This window comes from Paracidovorax sp. MALMAid1276, from assembly GCF_049198005.1.
GTDB lineage: Bacteria > Pseudomonadota > Gammaproteobacteria > Burkholderiales > Burkholderiaceae_C > Acidovorax.
The window spans coordinates 1-13,774 of sequence record NZ_JBMIRS010000211.1; the positions used below are offsets into that span (position 1 = coordinate 1).

Genomic DNA, 13,774 nt, shown 5'->3' on the forward strand with positions numbered 1-13,774 from the left:
TCCACTCATACCGATTGCACTCCAATGCGATCTTCAAAATGACATTGAACAGGCTCTTGGGGCTGCACGGGCCTTGGCTGCTTCAGCGGCCGCGCAGGTTGCCCTTGTCGTCCGCAATCACGATCTCGACCCGGCGGTTCATGGCCCGGCCTTCGGGCGATGCGTTGTCGGCCACGGGGTGGGCCTTGCCGTAGCCGCGCGCGGTGATGCGGCTGCTGTCCACGCCGCGCTGCACCAGCGCGTCGCGCACGGCCTGAGCGCGGCGGTCTGACAGCTCCTGGTTGTAGCCATCGCTGCCCACGCTGTCGGTGTAGCCCTCGATCAGCAGCTTCCGGTCGGGGAACTGCCTGAGGAAGTTCGCCAGCTTGTCGAGCCGGGGCGCAGCCTGCACCGACAGCTCGGCCTTGTTGAAGGCAAACAGCACATCGCCCAGCGTCACCAGCAGACCGCGCTCCGTCTGCTGGGCTTCCATGTCGCGCAGCTGGGCCTCCAGGGCGCGGATGCGGTCTTGTGCGGCATTGGCCTGGGCCATGGCGGCAGCGGCCTGTGCCTGCTGCTGCGCGGCACGCTGCTCGGCGCTCATCGCCTGCTGCTGCGCCATCTGCGCGTTGCGGGCCTGGGCTTCGGCGCGCAGACGCGCCGCGTCGGCCTCCTCGGTGCGGGCCTGCAGTCGGATGCGGTCTGCCTCGCTGCCGGCTTGCTGGATGCTCGCCTCCAGCTGTCGCGCACGGCCCGCATTCACCGCGATTTCTGCGCGCTGGCGTGCCAGATACGCGAGGTGGTTGGTTTCCGACGTGTCGCGGTCGTCGGCCCACACGCGGTCAGCGCGGGCCAGCGCGTCGGTGGCCTGCTTCAGCTCCAGCTGGGCGTACTGGTTGACGGCCGTGTCGCCCGCCGCCGCGCTGACGGCGGTGCGCGCTTCTTCGAGCGCGGGGGATGGGGCCGTGCTTGCGCAGGCGGCGAGCAGGCCCACGGCGATGAGGCTGGAGCACAGGGTGGTGGTGCGGGAAAGCAGATTTTTCATGGCAGATGAACTCCTGGTGTGCGGCGGCCTGCGTGCGCTGCGCCCGGCCGGGGCGAGAGCCGCGTGCGTGGCAGGCGCCGTGCAATGTCTTTGGGTGGGGCTGTGCGAGGCAGAGGGGGTGGGGCTTATCGCGGCGAGCGGCGCTGGATCTCTTCCTGCAGCGCGCGGATGCTGTCCTGCACCTGGGCCAAGCTGGTCGCGTTGCGGGCGGCGTCGGCGCGGGTCTCGGCCACGCGCGCGTCGACCTCGGCTTCGGCGGCCAGGCGGCGGGCCGCTGTGTAGTCTTTGTTGGCCATTGCGCGCTCGGCCTGAATGAGTTTTTCGCGCGACCTCTGCAGCTCCACAGGAGCGTTGGCAGCCACGGCGGGGGTGGCGGCCACCCGATCCACCGTGGTGCGGGTCACCGCCATCTGCGCGGTGGGCGCTGGGGTCGAAGAACAGGCGGCGAGCGTGCCGAGCAACGCCAGCGCAAGGGTGCCTCGGATCAATGGGTGGGAAGACATGGTGATTGGGGTCCTTCTTTGAAGTGGTGCAACACGGGTCAAGACGGCGCGGGCCGGTGGCAGCGCGGGGCCCGGATGGGCTTGCATTCATTCTTGCGGCGGCGATGCGCGCGCGCCGTAGGCTCTGCATATGAATCGCTGTGCGGCATGTCTTACGAATGCTTGCAATCCGCCGTCGGGGCCGCATGCGTGCCGCTGCACACGCGCCGGGTGCAGGTATGGGGGAACTATGGGGGCGTGCGGGCCTCGACCAGGGGAGCCCCGCGCGGAAAGTTTCCCTGTTTTTCCGCCGTTCCAATAACGATCGCACCGCATTTGCCGGCATGCAGCCGGCTTTTGCGCGCCTGCGCCAACCTTGAGGAGTTCCCGAATGACGCCATCCCCGTTCATCACCTGGATTCAGGAAACCACGCTCGCAGGCATTCCCTTGTGGAGCCTGCTGATCGCGGCAACCGCCACGGTCGCGACCTACGCCGTCATCCTGCTGGCCCTGCGTGTGGCCACGGGCCGTGCCAAGGCCTGGTCTGCGCAGTCCGACAGCGGGATGGCGGCCTCGGTGGTGGATGTGCTGGAGGGCACCAGCCGCTTCCTGATGCTGGTGGTGGCACTGCTGGTGGGGGCTGCCATGCTCGACCTGCCGGGCCGGTGGGAGGCCCGCATCAGCCAGCTGTGGTTTGTGGCCGTGGCGCTGCAGATGGGGCTGTGGGGCATGCGCGCCATCGGCATCGGGGTGCAGCGCTACCTGGCGCGGCACAACGCCAGCGGCATGACGCAGGTGGGGGCATCGGCCACGCTGATGTCCTGGGGCCTGCGCACGCTGCTGTGGAGCGTGATCCTGCTGGCCGTGCTCTCCAACCTGGGGGTCAACATCACGGCCTTCATCGCCAGCCTGGGGGTGGGCGGTATCGCCGTGGCCCTGGCGGTGCAGAACATCCTGGGCGATCTGTTCGCCTCGCTCGCCATCGCTGTGGACAAGCCGTTCCAGGTGGGCGACTTCGTGGTGGTGGGCGGCGTGGCGGGCACGGTGCAGATGATCGGCCTCAAGACCACCCGCATCCGCAGCCTGCAGGGCGAGGAAGTGGTGATGTCCAATACCGATCTGCTCAAGCAGACCATCAACAACTACCGGCCCATGCAGGAGCGGCGCATCGTGTTCGCCTTTGGCGTGACCTACGACACGCCCATCGAGAAGGTGGAGGCCATTCCGGGCGTGGTGCGCAAGCTCATCGAGTCGCACGAACAGCTGCGGTTTGACCGGGCGCACTTCAAGTCGTTTGGCGACAGTTCGCTGGACTACGAGGTGGTCTACATCGTCAAAGACCCGGCCTACGGCGTCTACATGGACATGCAGCAATCCATCAACCTGGGGCTGATGCGTGAGTTTGCGGCCATGAACGTGGAGTTCGCATTCCCCACGCGCACGGTGCATGTGGCTTCGCTCCCCGCGCTGGCGCAAGGCGCGGATGGCATGGCGCCCGCCCGCCCCATGCCGGTGGCAGGCACGGCTGCAGACGCTGCCCCTGCGCGCGCCGGCACTTGATGAGGGGGGCACGCGCTGCCACTGCGGCGCACAAAAAAAGGCCGGCCACTCCGTGTCGGAGGGGCCGGCCGCAAGCGGTAGTTGCTCGCCCTTCAGCGGGCGCTGCGCTTCAGCTTCTTCGGGTTGTTCTGCACCACAGAGGTCACTTGGCGACCACGCGCACCATTTCCAGGCACTTGTTCGAATAGCCCCATTCGTTGTCGTACCAGCTCACCACCTTCACGAAGGTGCCGTCCAGCGCAATGCCAGCGTCGGCGTCGAAGATGGAGGTGCGGGTGTCGCCACGGAAGTCGGTGGCCACCACCTTGTCTTCGGTGTAGCCCAGCACGCCCTTCAGCGCGCCTTCGGACTGCGCCTTCATCTCGGCCTTGATTTCTTCGTAGGTGGCGGCCTTGTCCAGCTCCACCGTCAGGTCCACCACCGACACGTCGGAGGTGGGCACGCGGAAGGACATGCCGGTCAGCTTCTTGTTCAGCGCAGGAATCACCACGCCCACGGCCTTAGCGGCACCGGTGCTGCTGGGGATGATGTTTTCCAGAATGCCGCGGCCGCCGCGCCAGTCCTTGTTGCTCGGGCCGTCCACGGTCTTTTGCGTGGCGGTGGCGGCGTGCACGGTGGTCATCAGGCCGCGCTTGATGCCCCACTTGTCATGCAGCACCTTGGCGACCGGGGCCAGGCAGTTGGTGGTGCACGAGGCGTTGGAGATGATGGCCTCGCCCTTGTAGGTGTCATGGTTCACGCCATAGACGAACATGGGCGTGTCGTCCTTCGAGGGGGCCGACAGCACGACCTTCTTGGCGCCAGCGTCGATGTGCTTCTGCGCCGTGACCTTGTCGAGGAACAGGCCGGTGGATTCGATCACCACGTCGGCGCCCACTTCGTTCCACTTCAGGTTGGCGGGGTCGCGCTCTTGCGTGAGGCGGATCTTCTTGCCGTTCACGATCAGCGTGTTGCCATCCACCGAGACCTCGCCCTTGAAGCGGCCGTGCACCGAGTCGTACTGCAGCATATAGGCCAGGTAGTCGGGCTCCAGCAGGTCGTTGATGGCCACGACTTCGATGTCGCTGAAGTTCTGGATGGCCGAGCGCAGCACGTTGCGGCCGATGCGGCCGAAGCCGTTGATACCAATCTTGATCGTCATAGGGAGCCTCTTCAAAGTTGCAAAGTCAGAATCAGGAACCGGCCGCTGCACACCCGCTGCTGCAGAGGGCGCGCAGCGGGCGAAAGGGGTGTCAGTGGGCCTTGGCCTTCTTGGCGGGCTTGAGCCGTGCCGCGCCGATGGCGACCAGCACCGCGTCTGCGACGTTCTCTTCGGTGAACCCGAAGTGCTTGAACAGCACGGGCGCGGGGGCCGATTCGCCGTAGGTATCAATGCCCACGACGGCCGCGCAGCCGTACTTCCACCAGCCGTCCGTCGCACCCATTTCGACGGCCACGCGGGGCACGCCGGCGGGCAGCACGCTGGTCTTGTACTTGGCGTCTTCGCGGTCAAAGGTGGTGGTGCTGGGCATGGAGACCACGCGCACGCCGATCTTTTTGTCGGCCAGCAGGCGCTGGGCCTTGAGCGCCAACTGCACTTCAGAGCCCGTGGCGATGATCACGGCCGCAGGCTTCTTCTTGATGCCCACGTCGGCGGGTTCGGACAGCACGTACGCGCCGCGCGAGATGTCGCCCAGGTCGCGCTTGGGCGCATAGGGCAGGTTCTGGCGCGACAGGGCCAGCACCGTGGGCTTGGTGCGGTTGGACAGGGCCACGCTCCAGGCCACGGCGGTCTCGGCCGTGTCGGCGGGGCGCCACACGTCGAGGTTGGGGATCAGGCGCAGGCTGGCCACATGCTCGATGGACTGGTGGGTGGGACCGTCTTCACCCAGGCCGATGGAGTCGTGCGTGAACACGTGGATCACGCGCTGCTTCATCAGCGCGGCCATGCGGATGGCATTGCGGCTGTAGTCGCTGAACGTGAGGAAGGTGCCGCCGTAGGGGATGAAGCCGCCGTGCAGCGCCACGCCGTTCATGATGGCGGCCATGCCGAACTCGCGCACGCCGTAGTTGATGTGGCGGCCGCCCACGCCAGCCTCGTTCTTCACGACGGCGCCCTGCATGTCGAAGCGCAGGTTGGGTGTGCTCTTGGTGTTGGTGAGGTTGGAGCCCGTCAGGTCGGCGCTACCGCCCAGCAGCTCGGGCAGCGCGGCGGTGAAGGCCTCCAGCGCCAGCTGGCTCGCCTTGCGGCTGGCCACGGTTTCGCCCTTGGTGTGGGCCTGCACCACGGTGTCTACGGCCACCTGGGCAAAGTTGGCGGGCAGGTCGCCGTTCATGCGGCGGGTGAACTCGGCGGCGAGCTCGGGGAAGGCCTTGCTGTAGGCGTCGAAGCACGTGTTCCACTCGGCCTCGGCGCTTTCGCCCTGGGCCTTGGCATCCCACGCGGCGTACACGTCTTCAGGAATCACGAAGGGTTCGCTGGTCCAGCCCAGGGCTTCGCGGGTCAGCACGATTTCTTCGGCACCCAGCGGCTCGCCGTGGGCCTTGGCCGTGTTCGCGCGGTTGGGGCTGCCCTTGCCGATGTGCGTCTTGCACACGATGAGGCTGGGGCGTTCGGCCTGCTGCTTGGCTTCCTCGATGGCAGCGGCCACCTGGTCGGCGTCGTGCCCGTCGATGGGGCCGATCACGTTCCAGCCGCAGGCCACGAAGCGCAGCGGGGTGTTGTCGATGAACCAGGGGGCCACCTGGCCGTCGATGCTGATGCCGTTGTCGTCATACAGGGCGATGAGCTTGTTCAGCTTCCAGGCGCCGGCCAGCGCGATGGCTTCGTGGCTGATGCCCTCCATCAGGCAGCCGTCGCCCAGGAAGGCGTAGGTGTGGTGATCCACGATGGCGTGGCCGTCACGGTTGAACTCGGCGGCCAGCAGCTTCTCGGCCAGCGCAAAGCCCACGGCGTTGGTGATGCCCTGGCCCAGTGGGCCGGTGGTGGTCTCCACGCCGGGCGTGATGCCCACTTCGGGATGGCCGGCCGTCTTGCTGTGCAGCTGGCGGAAGTTCTTGAGCTCCTGCATCGGCAGGTCGTAGCCCGTGAGGTGCAGCAGCGCGTAGATCAGCATCGAGCCGTGGCCGTTGGAGAGCACGAAGCGGTCGCGGTCGGCCCACTGCGGGTTGGCTGGGTTGTGCTTGAGGTGGCGGCCCCACAGCGCCACCGCCATGTCGGCCATGCCCATGGGGGCGCCGGGGTGGCCGGAATTGGCTTGTTGAACGGCGTCCATGGCCAATGCGCGGATTGCATTGGCCATCTGTGGGGATTGCTGGGTGTGGGCCATGGGAGTGGGGGTGGGGAGGGGGGTAGGTGCAGGGGAAACCCGGCATTTTACCGGGGCGGCTTCCGGGAGCTTGCCGGGCCTGTGGCGGCGGGCTTGTTCAATGTGCCCCACCACCGATGCTCTACAGTGCGGCCCCATGCAAGGACTGCACCTCACCGCCGATCTCCATGGCTGCTGCTGCGCACCGCCCTGGCTGCTGGATGCAGCAGCGCTGGGCCAGGCCTGCGTCGAGGCTGTGCGGGCCGCCGGCCTGCAGCCGGTGGGGCAGCTTTTCCATCAGTTTCCTGCTTCGTGCCATGGGCCGGGTGGCGTGACGGCGACGGTGCTGCTCGCCGAGTCGCACCTGTGCGTGCACACCTGGCCCGAGCGCTCGGCCGTTACGCTGGATGTGTATGTCTGCAATTTCGGTGCGGACCATTCCGCCAAGGCGCACGCGCTGATGGATGCCTTGCTCGCCCTCTTTCAGCCCGCCGATGTGCAGCGGCATGCCTTGCAACGCGGGTCGCCTGTGCGGACCCCGTGACGCCATGACCACCACGACCCGCCCTCCAGAACCCGTCCGGCCTCAGCCTCCCGCCCTGTTGCTCGCCGCCGGCCGTGGCGAGCGCATGCGCCCGCTGACGGACACCACCCCCAAGCCTTTGCTGCAGGTGCAGGGCCTGCCCTTGCTGCAGTGGCATTTGCAGGCGCTGCAGGACGCCGGTGTGACCCGCGCCGTCATCAACACGGCATGGCTGGGCGGGCAGATCAGCGACAGGTTTTCAAGTTTTTTTGGCGATCACCGCTTGTCTGATAAGGATAGTTCGCTATCAATTTCATACTCGCACGAGGGCCTGGATTTTGGCGATGCGCTGGAGACTGCGGGCGGCATTGCCCGCGCGCTGCCGCAGCTGGGGCCGGTGTTCTGGCTGGCGGCCGGTGATGTGTTCGCGCCGGATTTTGTGTTCGATGCGGCTGCGGCGCAGGCGTTTGCGGCAGACAGCGACCGCCTGGCCCACCTGTGGCTGGTGCCCAACCCGCCGCACAACCCGCACGGCGATTTCGGCCTGTCGGCCGATGGCCGGGCGCTGAACCTGCCCGCTGGCGATCCGGCCCCGCGCTACACCTACAGCACCATCGCGCTGCTGCGCGCCGCGCTGTTTGAACACCCCTGGTGCGACATCCCTGCCGGCAACCCCGCCGGGGTGAAGGCGCCCCTGGCGCCCCTGCTGCGCCGTGCCATGGATGCGGGGCGGGTGTCGGCGTCGATGTACACCGGCCGGTGGACGGATGTGGGCACGCCCGAGCGGCTGGCCGAACTCAATCGCTGAGCCTGCTGCTGCAGGGCGGCGCGCTGCCGTCAGCCCCCGGTAGGCGCAAACGCGGGTTCGACGGTGATGGCCGGGCCGTTCTCGCAGGCGCGCAGCAGCCACTGACTGGGCGCAAACCGGGCGTCGGGGCCGTCGGGGGCGGGCTTGCCCACCTCGGCCTGCACGTCGTACGCGATGGGCGGCACCTGAAAGACGGCGATCTGCCCCTTTTTGCACGCGAGTCCGGAGATGACCTTGTTGGGCACCCAGCTCTGGGTGGCGTTGTCGTACCGGTAGACGGGGCCCAGGCGCTGGTCCTGGGCCAGCTCCAGCCGCGCGGGCAGCACCTGCAGCGCGCTGGCCACCACGCCGGCCAGTTCCACGGGCTGCGCAAAGCGCACGGCCTCCAGCCCATGCAGGGCGAGCGGGCGGCCCGGCTCGCCCTTGTCGAACGGGTCGCGGCGGTTGATGAGGCTGCCTGCCGGAATCAGCAGCTCGCCGTACTGGAAATCCTGCGGCAGCACGAAACGCTCGCGGCTGGCGCGCACGCTCGCGCCGTCCACCCGCGCCTGCTGCGCGCTGTGGCTCATGTACATCCTCAGCCCCAGCCATGCATTGCAGGCCACCGCCACCGCGATCAGCACCTGCAGCGCGCGCGGGGTGAGCAGCCATTTCTGCTGGATGTCGATCCAGCGCACATACACCGCATACACCAGCAGCGCACCCGTCAGCACCAGCCCCAGCAGCGGGATCAAGGTGGCAAAGATGAAGTTCAGCAGGGTGGACAGGAAGAGCGGCATGGCAAGCGGGCGAGGGGTTGCAATGGGGCCGCCGGACGGGCGCCGGGGGTGCGCAGAGTCTGCCATGCCTTGCGAGGCACTCTGCCGGGCCCGGCCTTGCGCGGCGCCTGCAGATTGCCCCCGGCGCGCGCCGGCGCACGCCGATGGCCCCAAAATGCGCGCATGAGCCAACCCAACCCCCTCTATGCAGAGCGCCGCGCCCGCCTCGCCTCCATGCTTGGCGAAGGCGGCATCGCCATCATTCCCACCGCGCCCGCCCGCCCGCGCAACCGCGACACCGACTACCTCTACCGGCACGACAGCTATTTCTATTACCTGACCGGCTTCACCGAGCCCGGCGCGTGCCTCGTCGTGTCGCACGACGGCCGCAGCACGCTGTTCTGCCAGCCCAAGGACCTGGAGCGCGAAATCTGGGACGGCTACCGCCTGGGGCCGGCCGCAGCCCCCGCGGCACTGGGCGTGGATGCCGCGCACTCGGCGGCCGAGCTGGACACCTTGCTGCCTCGGTTGCTCGAAAACCGCAGCAGCGTCTGGTACCCGTTTGCCATCCATCACGGCCTGGCCGCGCGGGTGGAGGGCTGGCTCAACGCCGTGCGGGCGCGCGTGCGCTACGGCGCGCTGTGCCCCGCGCAGCAGCACGACCTGTGCACGCCGCTCGATGAGATGCGCCTGATCAAGGATGCGCACGAGCAGGACATCATGCGGCGTGCGGGCGCCATCAGTGCCCAGGCCCACATCCGCGCCATGCAGCGCTCGGCCCGCATGCTGCGCGCTGGCGAAGATGTGCGTGAGTACCACCTCGACGCCGAACTGCTGCACGCGTTCCGCGAAGCGGGGTCGCAGTACCCGGCCTATGGCTCCATCGTGGCCGCCGGTGCCAACGCCTGCGTGCTGCACTACCAGGCCGATGCCGCACCCGTGCGCAGCGGCGAGCTGGTGCTCATCGACGCGGGCTGCGAGCTGGACGGCTATGCCAGCGACATCACCCGCACGTTCCCGGCCGACGGCCGATTCACCGGCCCGCAGCGCGCGCTGTACGACCTGGTGCTGGCCAGCCAGGACGCCGCCGTGGCGGCCACCCGGGCGGGCGCGCGCTTCAACGACCCGCACGACGCCACCGTGGCCGTGCTGGCGCAAGGCATGCTGGACCTGGGTCTGCTCGACAGGAACAAGGTGGGCACCGCGCAGGACGTGATCGACAAGCGCGCCTACTTCCAGTTCTACATGCACCGCACCGGCCACTGGCTGGGCATGGACGTGCACGACTGCGGCAGCTACGTGGAACCGAGCGAAGTGGGCCAGGTCAGCGAGCGCCGCGACCCGCTCTCGGGTGAAATCATCACCAACCGGCCAAGCCGCGTGCTGCGCCCGGGCATGGTGCTCACCATCGAGCCCGGCATCTATGTGCGGCCCGCCGAGGGCGTGCCCGCGCAGTTCCACAACATCGGCATCCGCATCGAGGACGACGCCATCGTGACCGACACGGGCTGCGAGCTGGTCACGCGCGGCGTGCCGGTCAAGGCCGACGAAATCGAGGCGCTGATGCGATGACGCTGCCCGTGGCGCCGGGTCTGCGTGCAGGATGGCGCTTGGGCATCGGCCTGTGGTTGCTCGGCCTGCCCGGTGTGGTGGCCGTGGTGTGGGCCCTGCTGCCCCCGCTGACCGCCAACGAGGCGCTGCTGCCGGCGCCCTTGTGGGTTGTGGTGCTGCTCAGCGGCTTGCAGACGGCGGTGCTGCTGGCAGCGGCCGTGGCGGTGGGCACGGCGCTGGCGCCCCGCGTGGGGCTGCGCGCGCCCGCGCTGTCCGCCTGGGGGGCGGGGAGGCCGGTGGCCCCTGCGCTGCGGCCGCAATGGATGCCCGGTCTGGTGGGCGGCGCGCTGGGTGCGCTCTGGCTCGTGCTGCTGTCGCACTGCGCCCCGGACGGGCTGCGCCCTGCCGATTCGTCCAGCGCGATGCCCCTCGTGGTCAAGCTGCTGTACGGCGGCATCACCGAAGAACTGCTGGTGCGCTGGGGCGCCATGAGCCTTCTGTTGTGGTTGCCCTGGCGCGTTGTGCAGCGCGGCCAGGGTGCGCCCCGGCCGGTATGGGTGGCCTTGGCTGTGGTGCTGAGCGCGCTGCTCTTTGCCGTGGGGCACCTGCCAGCGGCGCTCGCCATGGCCGGGGCACTCACGCCCGATGTGCTGGTCTTCGTGCTGGTCGGCAACACCGCCTTTGGTCTGCTGGCCGGCGCGCTGTTTGCGCGCTGGGGGCTGGAGGCGGCGATGCTGGCCCATGTGCTGGCGCATGCGTTGGCGCATCCGTGGGTCTGACCTGCCGGAGGGGCGACGCCGGGACGAGCGCTGCGTCCGCAGGGCGCCCGCCCTCCGTGGCTGCGCGGGTAACCAGCATGTAACTGCTTCATGTGAGAATTGAAATTCAATTACATGAACCGACTGCCTTGCATGAAAAAAGGAGACCTCCCCATGCCCACGCGCCGTGCCACCAAGATCGTCGCCACCCTTGGCCCCGCTTCCAGCGACCCGGCGCTGCTCGAGGCAATGATCCGTGCGGGGGTGAACGTCGTGCGGCTGAATTTCAGCCACGGCAGGGCGCAGGACCACATCGACCGCGCCGCCACGGTGCGCGCTGCAGCCCAGCGTGCAGGCCGTGAGGTGGCCATCATGGCCGACCTGCAGGGGCCCAAGATCCGCGTGGGCAAGTTTGCCGACGGCAAGGTGATGCTCGAGTCGGGTGCCAAGTTCGTGCTGGACGCCTCGCGCACCGACCTGGGGGACATCGATGGCGTGGGCCTCGACTACAAGGAGCTGCCGCGCGATGTGAAGGGCGGCGACGTGCTGCTGCTCAACGATGGGCTCATCGTGCTGACGGTGGACGCGGTGCTCGGTGAGGCCGTGCACACCACGGTGAAGGTGGGCGGCGAGCTGTCCAACAACAAGGGCATCAACAAGAAGGGCGGCGGACTCACGGCACCGGCGCTGACGGCCAAGGACATGGAAGACATCCGCACGGCGATGAGCTTTCAGGCGGACTATGTGGCGGTGAGCTTTCCGAAAAACGCCACCGACATGGAGATGGCGCGCCAACTGTGCAACGTGGCGGCCTCCGAGTTCCGCCACAAGCCGGGCCTGATCGCCAAGATCGAACGCGCCGAAGCCATCCCGCACCTCGAATCCATCCTGCGCGTGTCCGACGGCATCATGGTGGCGCGCGGTGACCTGGCGGTGGAGGTGGGCAACGCCGCCGTCCCCGCACTGCAGAAAAAGATGATCCGCATGGCGCGCGACATGGACAAGGTGGTGATCACCGCGACGCAGATGATGGAGAGCATGATCACCAACCCCGTGCCCACGCGCGCCGAGGTGAGCGACGTGGCCAACGCCGTGCTGGACGGCACCGACGCCGTGATGCTGAGCGCCGAGACGGCCGCAGGCCGCTATCCGCTGGAGACGGTGGAGGAGATGGCCACCATCTGTGCCGCCGCCGAAGCGGCCGTGGACCATGAGCTGGACGCCGACTTCACCGGCCAGACCTTCGGCCGCATCGACCAGTCCATCGCCATGGGTGCGCTGTTCACGGCCCACCATCTGGGCGCCAAGGCCATCGTGGCCATGACCGACAGCGGCGCCACGGCGCTGTGGATGAGCCGCCACAACATCGACATCCCCATCTATGCCCTGACCCCCAAGGTGGCCACACAGCGCAAGATGGCGATGTACCGCAATGTGCGGCCCCTGCTCATGGACACCAGTGCCGACCGCGACACCGCGCTGGAGCAGGCCGAAGGCCACCTCAAGAGCCGCAACATCGTGCAGAAGGGCGATGTGTATGCGATCACCTGTGGCGAGCCCATGGGTGCGCCCGGTGGCACCAACATGCTGAAGATCTGCGTGGCCAACTGAGTGGGATCGGCGGGTGGCTTCGAGCCACCTGGCCACAAAGGGCGATATGGGTTTTTGGCCTGCTTGCCGCGTCCGGCTAGTCGGGCTTGACCGCATTTGCGGTGAGTGGTGTCACCCAGGGCGCTGCGCGGCGGCGCACACGCAAGGCCACAGCACCATGGACGCTGTAGGCTGTGATGACGCCCGCCAGTGCGCCCGCCACCACGTCGGACGGAAAGTGCACGCCCAGGCTGACGCGGCTCCACGCCATGGCAAAAGCCACCAGCCCAGCCGGTACAGCCACCGTGCGCAAACCGCCCAGTGCCAGCCCCGCAGCGAGGGCAAACGCTGCGGCCGTGTGCAGGCTGGGGAAGCCGGCGCGCGCGGCGTGTTCGATCCACTGATGGCCGATGCCCAGTTGCGCAGGGCGCGGTGCCGCGATGGCATGGCGCAGGAACTGCACCATCACCCACGCCGAGGCCATGGACGCCATGGCGATGAACACGGCGCGCCGCTGAGCCGCCGATCCGGCAGCGAGGAGGGACAGCAGCACGCCCACCATGACGTACGGGGCCTGTGCAGACACCCAGCGGGCCAAGTCGATCACGAAGGGTGCGGTCCCCGCATCGGCGTTGATCGCGTGGAACAAGGCCAGGTCAAGTGGGAGCATGGGAAGAATCCTCGGGTGGGCGGGTGTGTGCAAAAGCGGGCAGCCGCGGGCGCAATGCCGTGGCGGCCAGGTCGCACAGCCACCCTGTGGTCCAGCAGATCCAGCCCGTCCACAGCGTGTGGCTCATGAAATGGGCGCCGCGCACCTGCTGCACTGCCCCCAGCGCCAGGCCCGCAAGCAAGGCCGCCGCCAGCCACCAGCGCGCGGCGCCGGGTTGGTGGTGGCGCAGTGCGAAGTACCCCCCAACGAAAGCAAAACCGGCGGAGGCATGGCCCGCAGGAAAACACCGCCCGCCACCGCCATCCAGTACGCCCAGTGCCCAGTGCGATGTGTAACGCGCCACGCCGCCGAACTCCGCCAGATCCCACGGGCAACTGGTGCTGCTGAGGTTTTTGGTGATGCTGATGACGGCCAAGGCGAGCAGTGCACTCAGGGCCATCTGCAGACGCCCGACGGTGTCCAGGCGCCGCAGTACGCCACGCGGCCACCAGACACCCAGCGCCAGCAACAGCACCAGCGCCCAGCCCAGGCGGCGGGCGTCCTCGTGCAGCACTTGCACGAAGAACCATTGGTCCCGCATGGGGAAACCGTGGGCGTCTCCAAAAAAGTGGGCAAACGCCAAGTCCTTCCCGCCTGCGTCCCAGGCGATGAGGAGCAGCAGGCCGGCCAGTGTCCAGAGCAGGGTGCTGTAGTTGAAGTAGAAGGGGTTGGGGCGCGCACCGTGTGTGCGAGAGGCTTGCATGGGCCGAACCATAGGGGGCG

Annotated in this window: 13 protein-coding genes; 6 read left to right on the forward strand and 7 right to left on the reverse strand. The window is 68.1% G+C overall.

Features of this window, described 5'->3' with window-relative positions:
* Positions 1-82 precede the first annotated feature (82 nt).
* Together ACOQFS_RS17010 and ACOQFS_RS17015 are read right to left on the reverse strand one after the other, a co-directional pair.
* A complete protein-coding gene (locus ACOQFS_RS17010; RefSeq protein WP_421564010.1) occupies positions 83-1,024 on the reverse strand; it encodes an OmpA family protein in 942 nt (313 codons plus the stop codon).
* A 125-nt stretch (positions 1,025-1,149) separates the two neighbouring features.
* Positions 1,150-1,527, reverse strand: a complete 378-nt coding sequence (locus tag ACOQFS_RS17015) for a DUF4398 domain-containing protein (RefSeq protein WP_421564011.1) — start codon at positions 1,525-1,527, stop codon at positions 1,150-1,152.
* Between the two features lie 370 nt (positions 1,528-1,897).
* On the opposite strand from ACOQFS_RS17015, the gene ACOQFS_RS17020 reads away from it, so the two are divergent.
* Entirely contained in the window at positions 1,898-3,067 is a 1,170-nt protein-coding gene (locus tag ACOQFS_RS17020; protein ID WP_421564012.1) for a mechanosensitive ion channel family protein, read from the forward strand.
* Positions 3,068-3,209: 142 nt separating this feature from the next.
* Here the strand turns inward: ACOQFS_RS17020 and gap are convergent, their stop codons facing one another.
* A complete protein-coding gene (gap, locus tag ACOQFS_RS17025) occupies positions 3,210-4,208 on the reverse strand; it encodes a type I glyceraldehyde-3-phosphate dehydrogenase (protein ID WP_421564013.1) in 999 nt (332 codons plus the stop codon).
* A gap of 91 nt (positions 4,209-4,299) precedes the next feature.
* Positions 4,300-6,375, reverse strand: a complete 2,076-nt coding sequence (tkt, locus tag ACOQFS_RS17030) for a transketolase (protein WP_421564014.1) — start codon at positions 6,373-6,375, stop codon at positions 4,300-4,302.
* Positions 6,376-6,511: 136 nt separating this feature from the next.
* Between tkt and speD the strand changes: the two genes are divergently transcribed.
* Together speD and ACOQFS_RS17040 are read left to right on the forward strand one after the other, a co-directional pair.
* Positions 6,512-6,898 carry an adenosylmethionine decarboxylase gene (gene speD, locus ACOQFS_RS17035; protein ID WP_421564015.1) on the forward strand — a complete coding sequence of 129 codons (387 nt, stop codon included), beginning with the start codon at positions 6,512-6,514 and terminating at the stop codon, positions 6,896-6,898.
* Between the two features lie 4 nt (positions 6,899-6,902).
* Positions 6,903-7,685, forward strand: coding sequence for a nucleotidyltransferase family protein (locus tag ACOQFS_RS17040; protein ID WP_421564016.1), 783 nt, complete (start codon positions 6,903-6,905; stop codon positions 7,683-7,685).
* Positions 7,686-7,714: 29 nt separating this feature from the next.
* On the opposite strand, the gene ACOQFS_RS17045 is transcribed toward ACOQFS_RS17040, so the two are convergent.
* Positions 7,715-8,464, reverse strand: a complete 750-nt coding sequence (locus ACOQFS_RS17045) for a hypothetical protein (protein WP_421564017.1) — start codon at positions 8,462-8,464, stop codon at positions 7,715-7,717.
* A gap of 162 nt (positions 8,465-8,626) precedes the next feature.
* On the opposite strand from ACOQFS_RS17045, the gene ACOQFS_RS17050 reads away from it, so the two are divergent.
* The 3 genes from ACOQFS_RS17050 (at position 8,627) to pyk (ending at position 12,363) form a co-directional block, all read left to right on the forward strand.
* Entirely contained in the window at positions 8,627-10,015 is a 1,389-nt protein-coding gene (locus tag ACOQFS_RS17050) for an aminopeptidase P N-terminal domain-containing protein (RefSeq protein ID WP_421564018.1), read from the forward strand.
* Positions 10,012-10,773, forward strand: coding sequence for a CPBP family intramembrane glutamic endopeptidase (locus tag ACOQFS_RS17055; protein ID WP_421564019.1), 762 nt, complete (start codon positions 10,012-10,014; stop codon positions 10,771-10,773). Before ACOQFS_RS17050 ends, ACOQFS_RS17055 begins: the two co-directional genes overlap by 4 nt.
* Positions 10,774-10,926: 153 nt before the next feature.
* Positions 10,927-12,363 carry a pyruvate kinase gene (gene pyk, locus ACOQFS_RS17060; protein WP_421564020.1) on the forward strand — a complete coding sequence of 479 codons (1,437 nt, stop codon included), beginning with the start codon at positions 10,927-10,929 and terminating at the stop codon, positions 12,361-12,363.
* Positions 12,364-12,439: 76 nt separating this feature from the next.
* Here the strand turns inward: pyk and ACOQFS_RS17065 are convergent, their stop codons facing one another.
* Positions 12,440-13,012 carry a phosphatase PAP2 family protein gene (locus ACOQFS_RS17065; RefSeq protein WP_421564021.1) on the reverse strand — a complete coding sequence of 191 codons (573 nt, stop codon included), beginning with the start codon at positions 13,010-13,012 and terminating at the stop codon, positions 12,440-12,442.
* On the reverse strand, positions 12,999-13,754 hold the full coding sequence (locus ACOQFS_RS17070) for a phosphatase PAP2 family protein (protein WP_421564022.1): 756 nt from the start codon (positions 13,752-13,754) through the stop codon (positions 12,999-13,001). Before ACOQFS_RS17070 ends, ACOQFS_RS17065 begins: the two co-directional genes overlap by 14 nt.
* Positions 13,755-13,774 lie beyond the last annotated feature (20 nt).

What these genes read in the sequence shown, in the direction of transcription:
- pyk (WP_421564020.1), top strand. Translation starts at nt 10,927, where the DNA reads ATGCCCACGCGCCGTGCCACCAAGATCGTCGCCACCCTTGGCCCCGCT.
- ACOQFS_RS17045 (WP_421564017.1), bottom strand. Translation starts at nt 8,464, where the DNA reads ATGCCGCTCTTCCTGTCCACCCTGCTGAACTTCATCTTTGCCACCTTG.
- ACOQFS_RS17070 (WP_421564022.1), bottom strand. Translation starts at nt 13,754, where the DNA reads ATGCAAGCCTCTCGCACACACGGTGCGCGCCCCAACCCCTTCTACTTC.
- ACOQFS_RS17015 (WP_421564011.1), bottom strand. Translation starts at nt 1,527, where the DNA reads ATGTCTTCCCACCCATTGATCCGAGGCACCCTTGCGCTGGCGTTGCTC.
- tkt (WP_421564014.1), bottom strand. Translation starts at nt 6,375, where the DNA reads ATGGCCCACACCCAGCAATCCCCACAGATGGCCAATGCAATCCGCGCA.
- speD (WP_421564015.1), top strand. Translation starts at nt 6,512, where the DNA reads ATGCAAGGACTGCACCTCACCGCCGATCTCCATGGCTGCTGCTGCGCA.
- ACOQFS_RS17020 (WP_421564012.1), top strand. Translation starts at nt 1,898, where the DNA reads ATGACGCCATCCCCGTTCATCACCTGGATTCAGGAAACCACGCTCGCA.
- ACOQFS_RS17040 (WP_421564016.1), top strand. Translation starts at nt 6,903, where the DNA reads ATGACCACCACGACCCGCCCTCCAGAACCCGTCCGGCCTCAGCCTCCC.
- gap (WP_421564013.1), bottom strand. Translation starts at nt 4,208, where the DNA reads ATGACGATCAAGATTGGTATCAACGGCTTCGGCCGCATCGGCCGCAAC.
- ACOQFS_RS17065 (WP_421564021.1), bottom strand. Translation starts at nt 13,012, where the DNA reads ATGCTCCCACTTGACCTGGCCTTGTTCCACGCGATCAACGCCGATGCG.
- ACOQFS_RS17050 (WP_421564018.1), top strand. Translation starts at nt 8,627, where the DNA reads ATGAGCCAACCCAACCCCCTCTATGCAGAGCGCCGCGCCCGCCTCGCC.
- ACOQFS_RS17055 (WP_421564019.1), top strand. Translation starts at nt 10,012, where the DNA reads ATGACGCTGCCCGTGGCGCCGGGTCTGCGTGCAGGATGGCGCTTGGGC.
- ACOQFS_RS17010 (WP_421564010.1), bottom strand. Translation starts at nt 1,024, where the DNA reads ATGAAAAATCTGCTTTCCCGCACCACCACCCTGTGCTCCAGCCTCATC.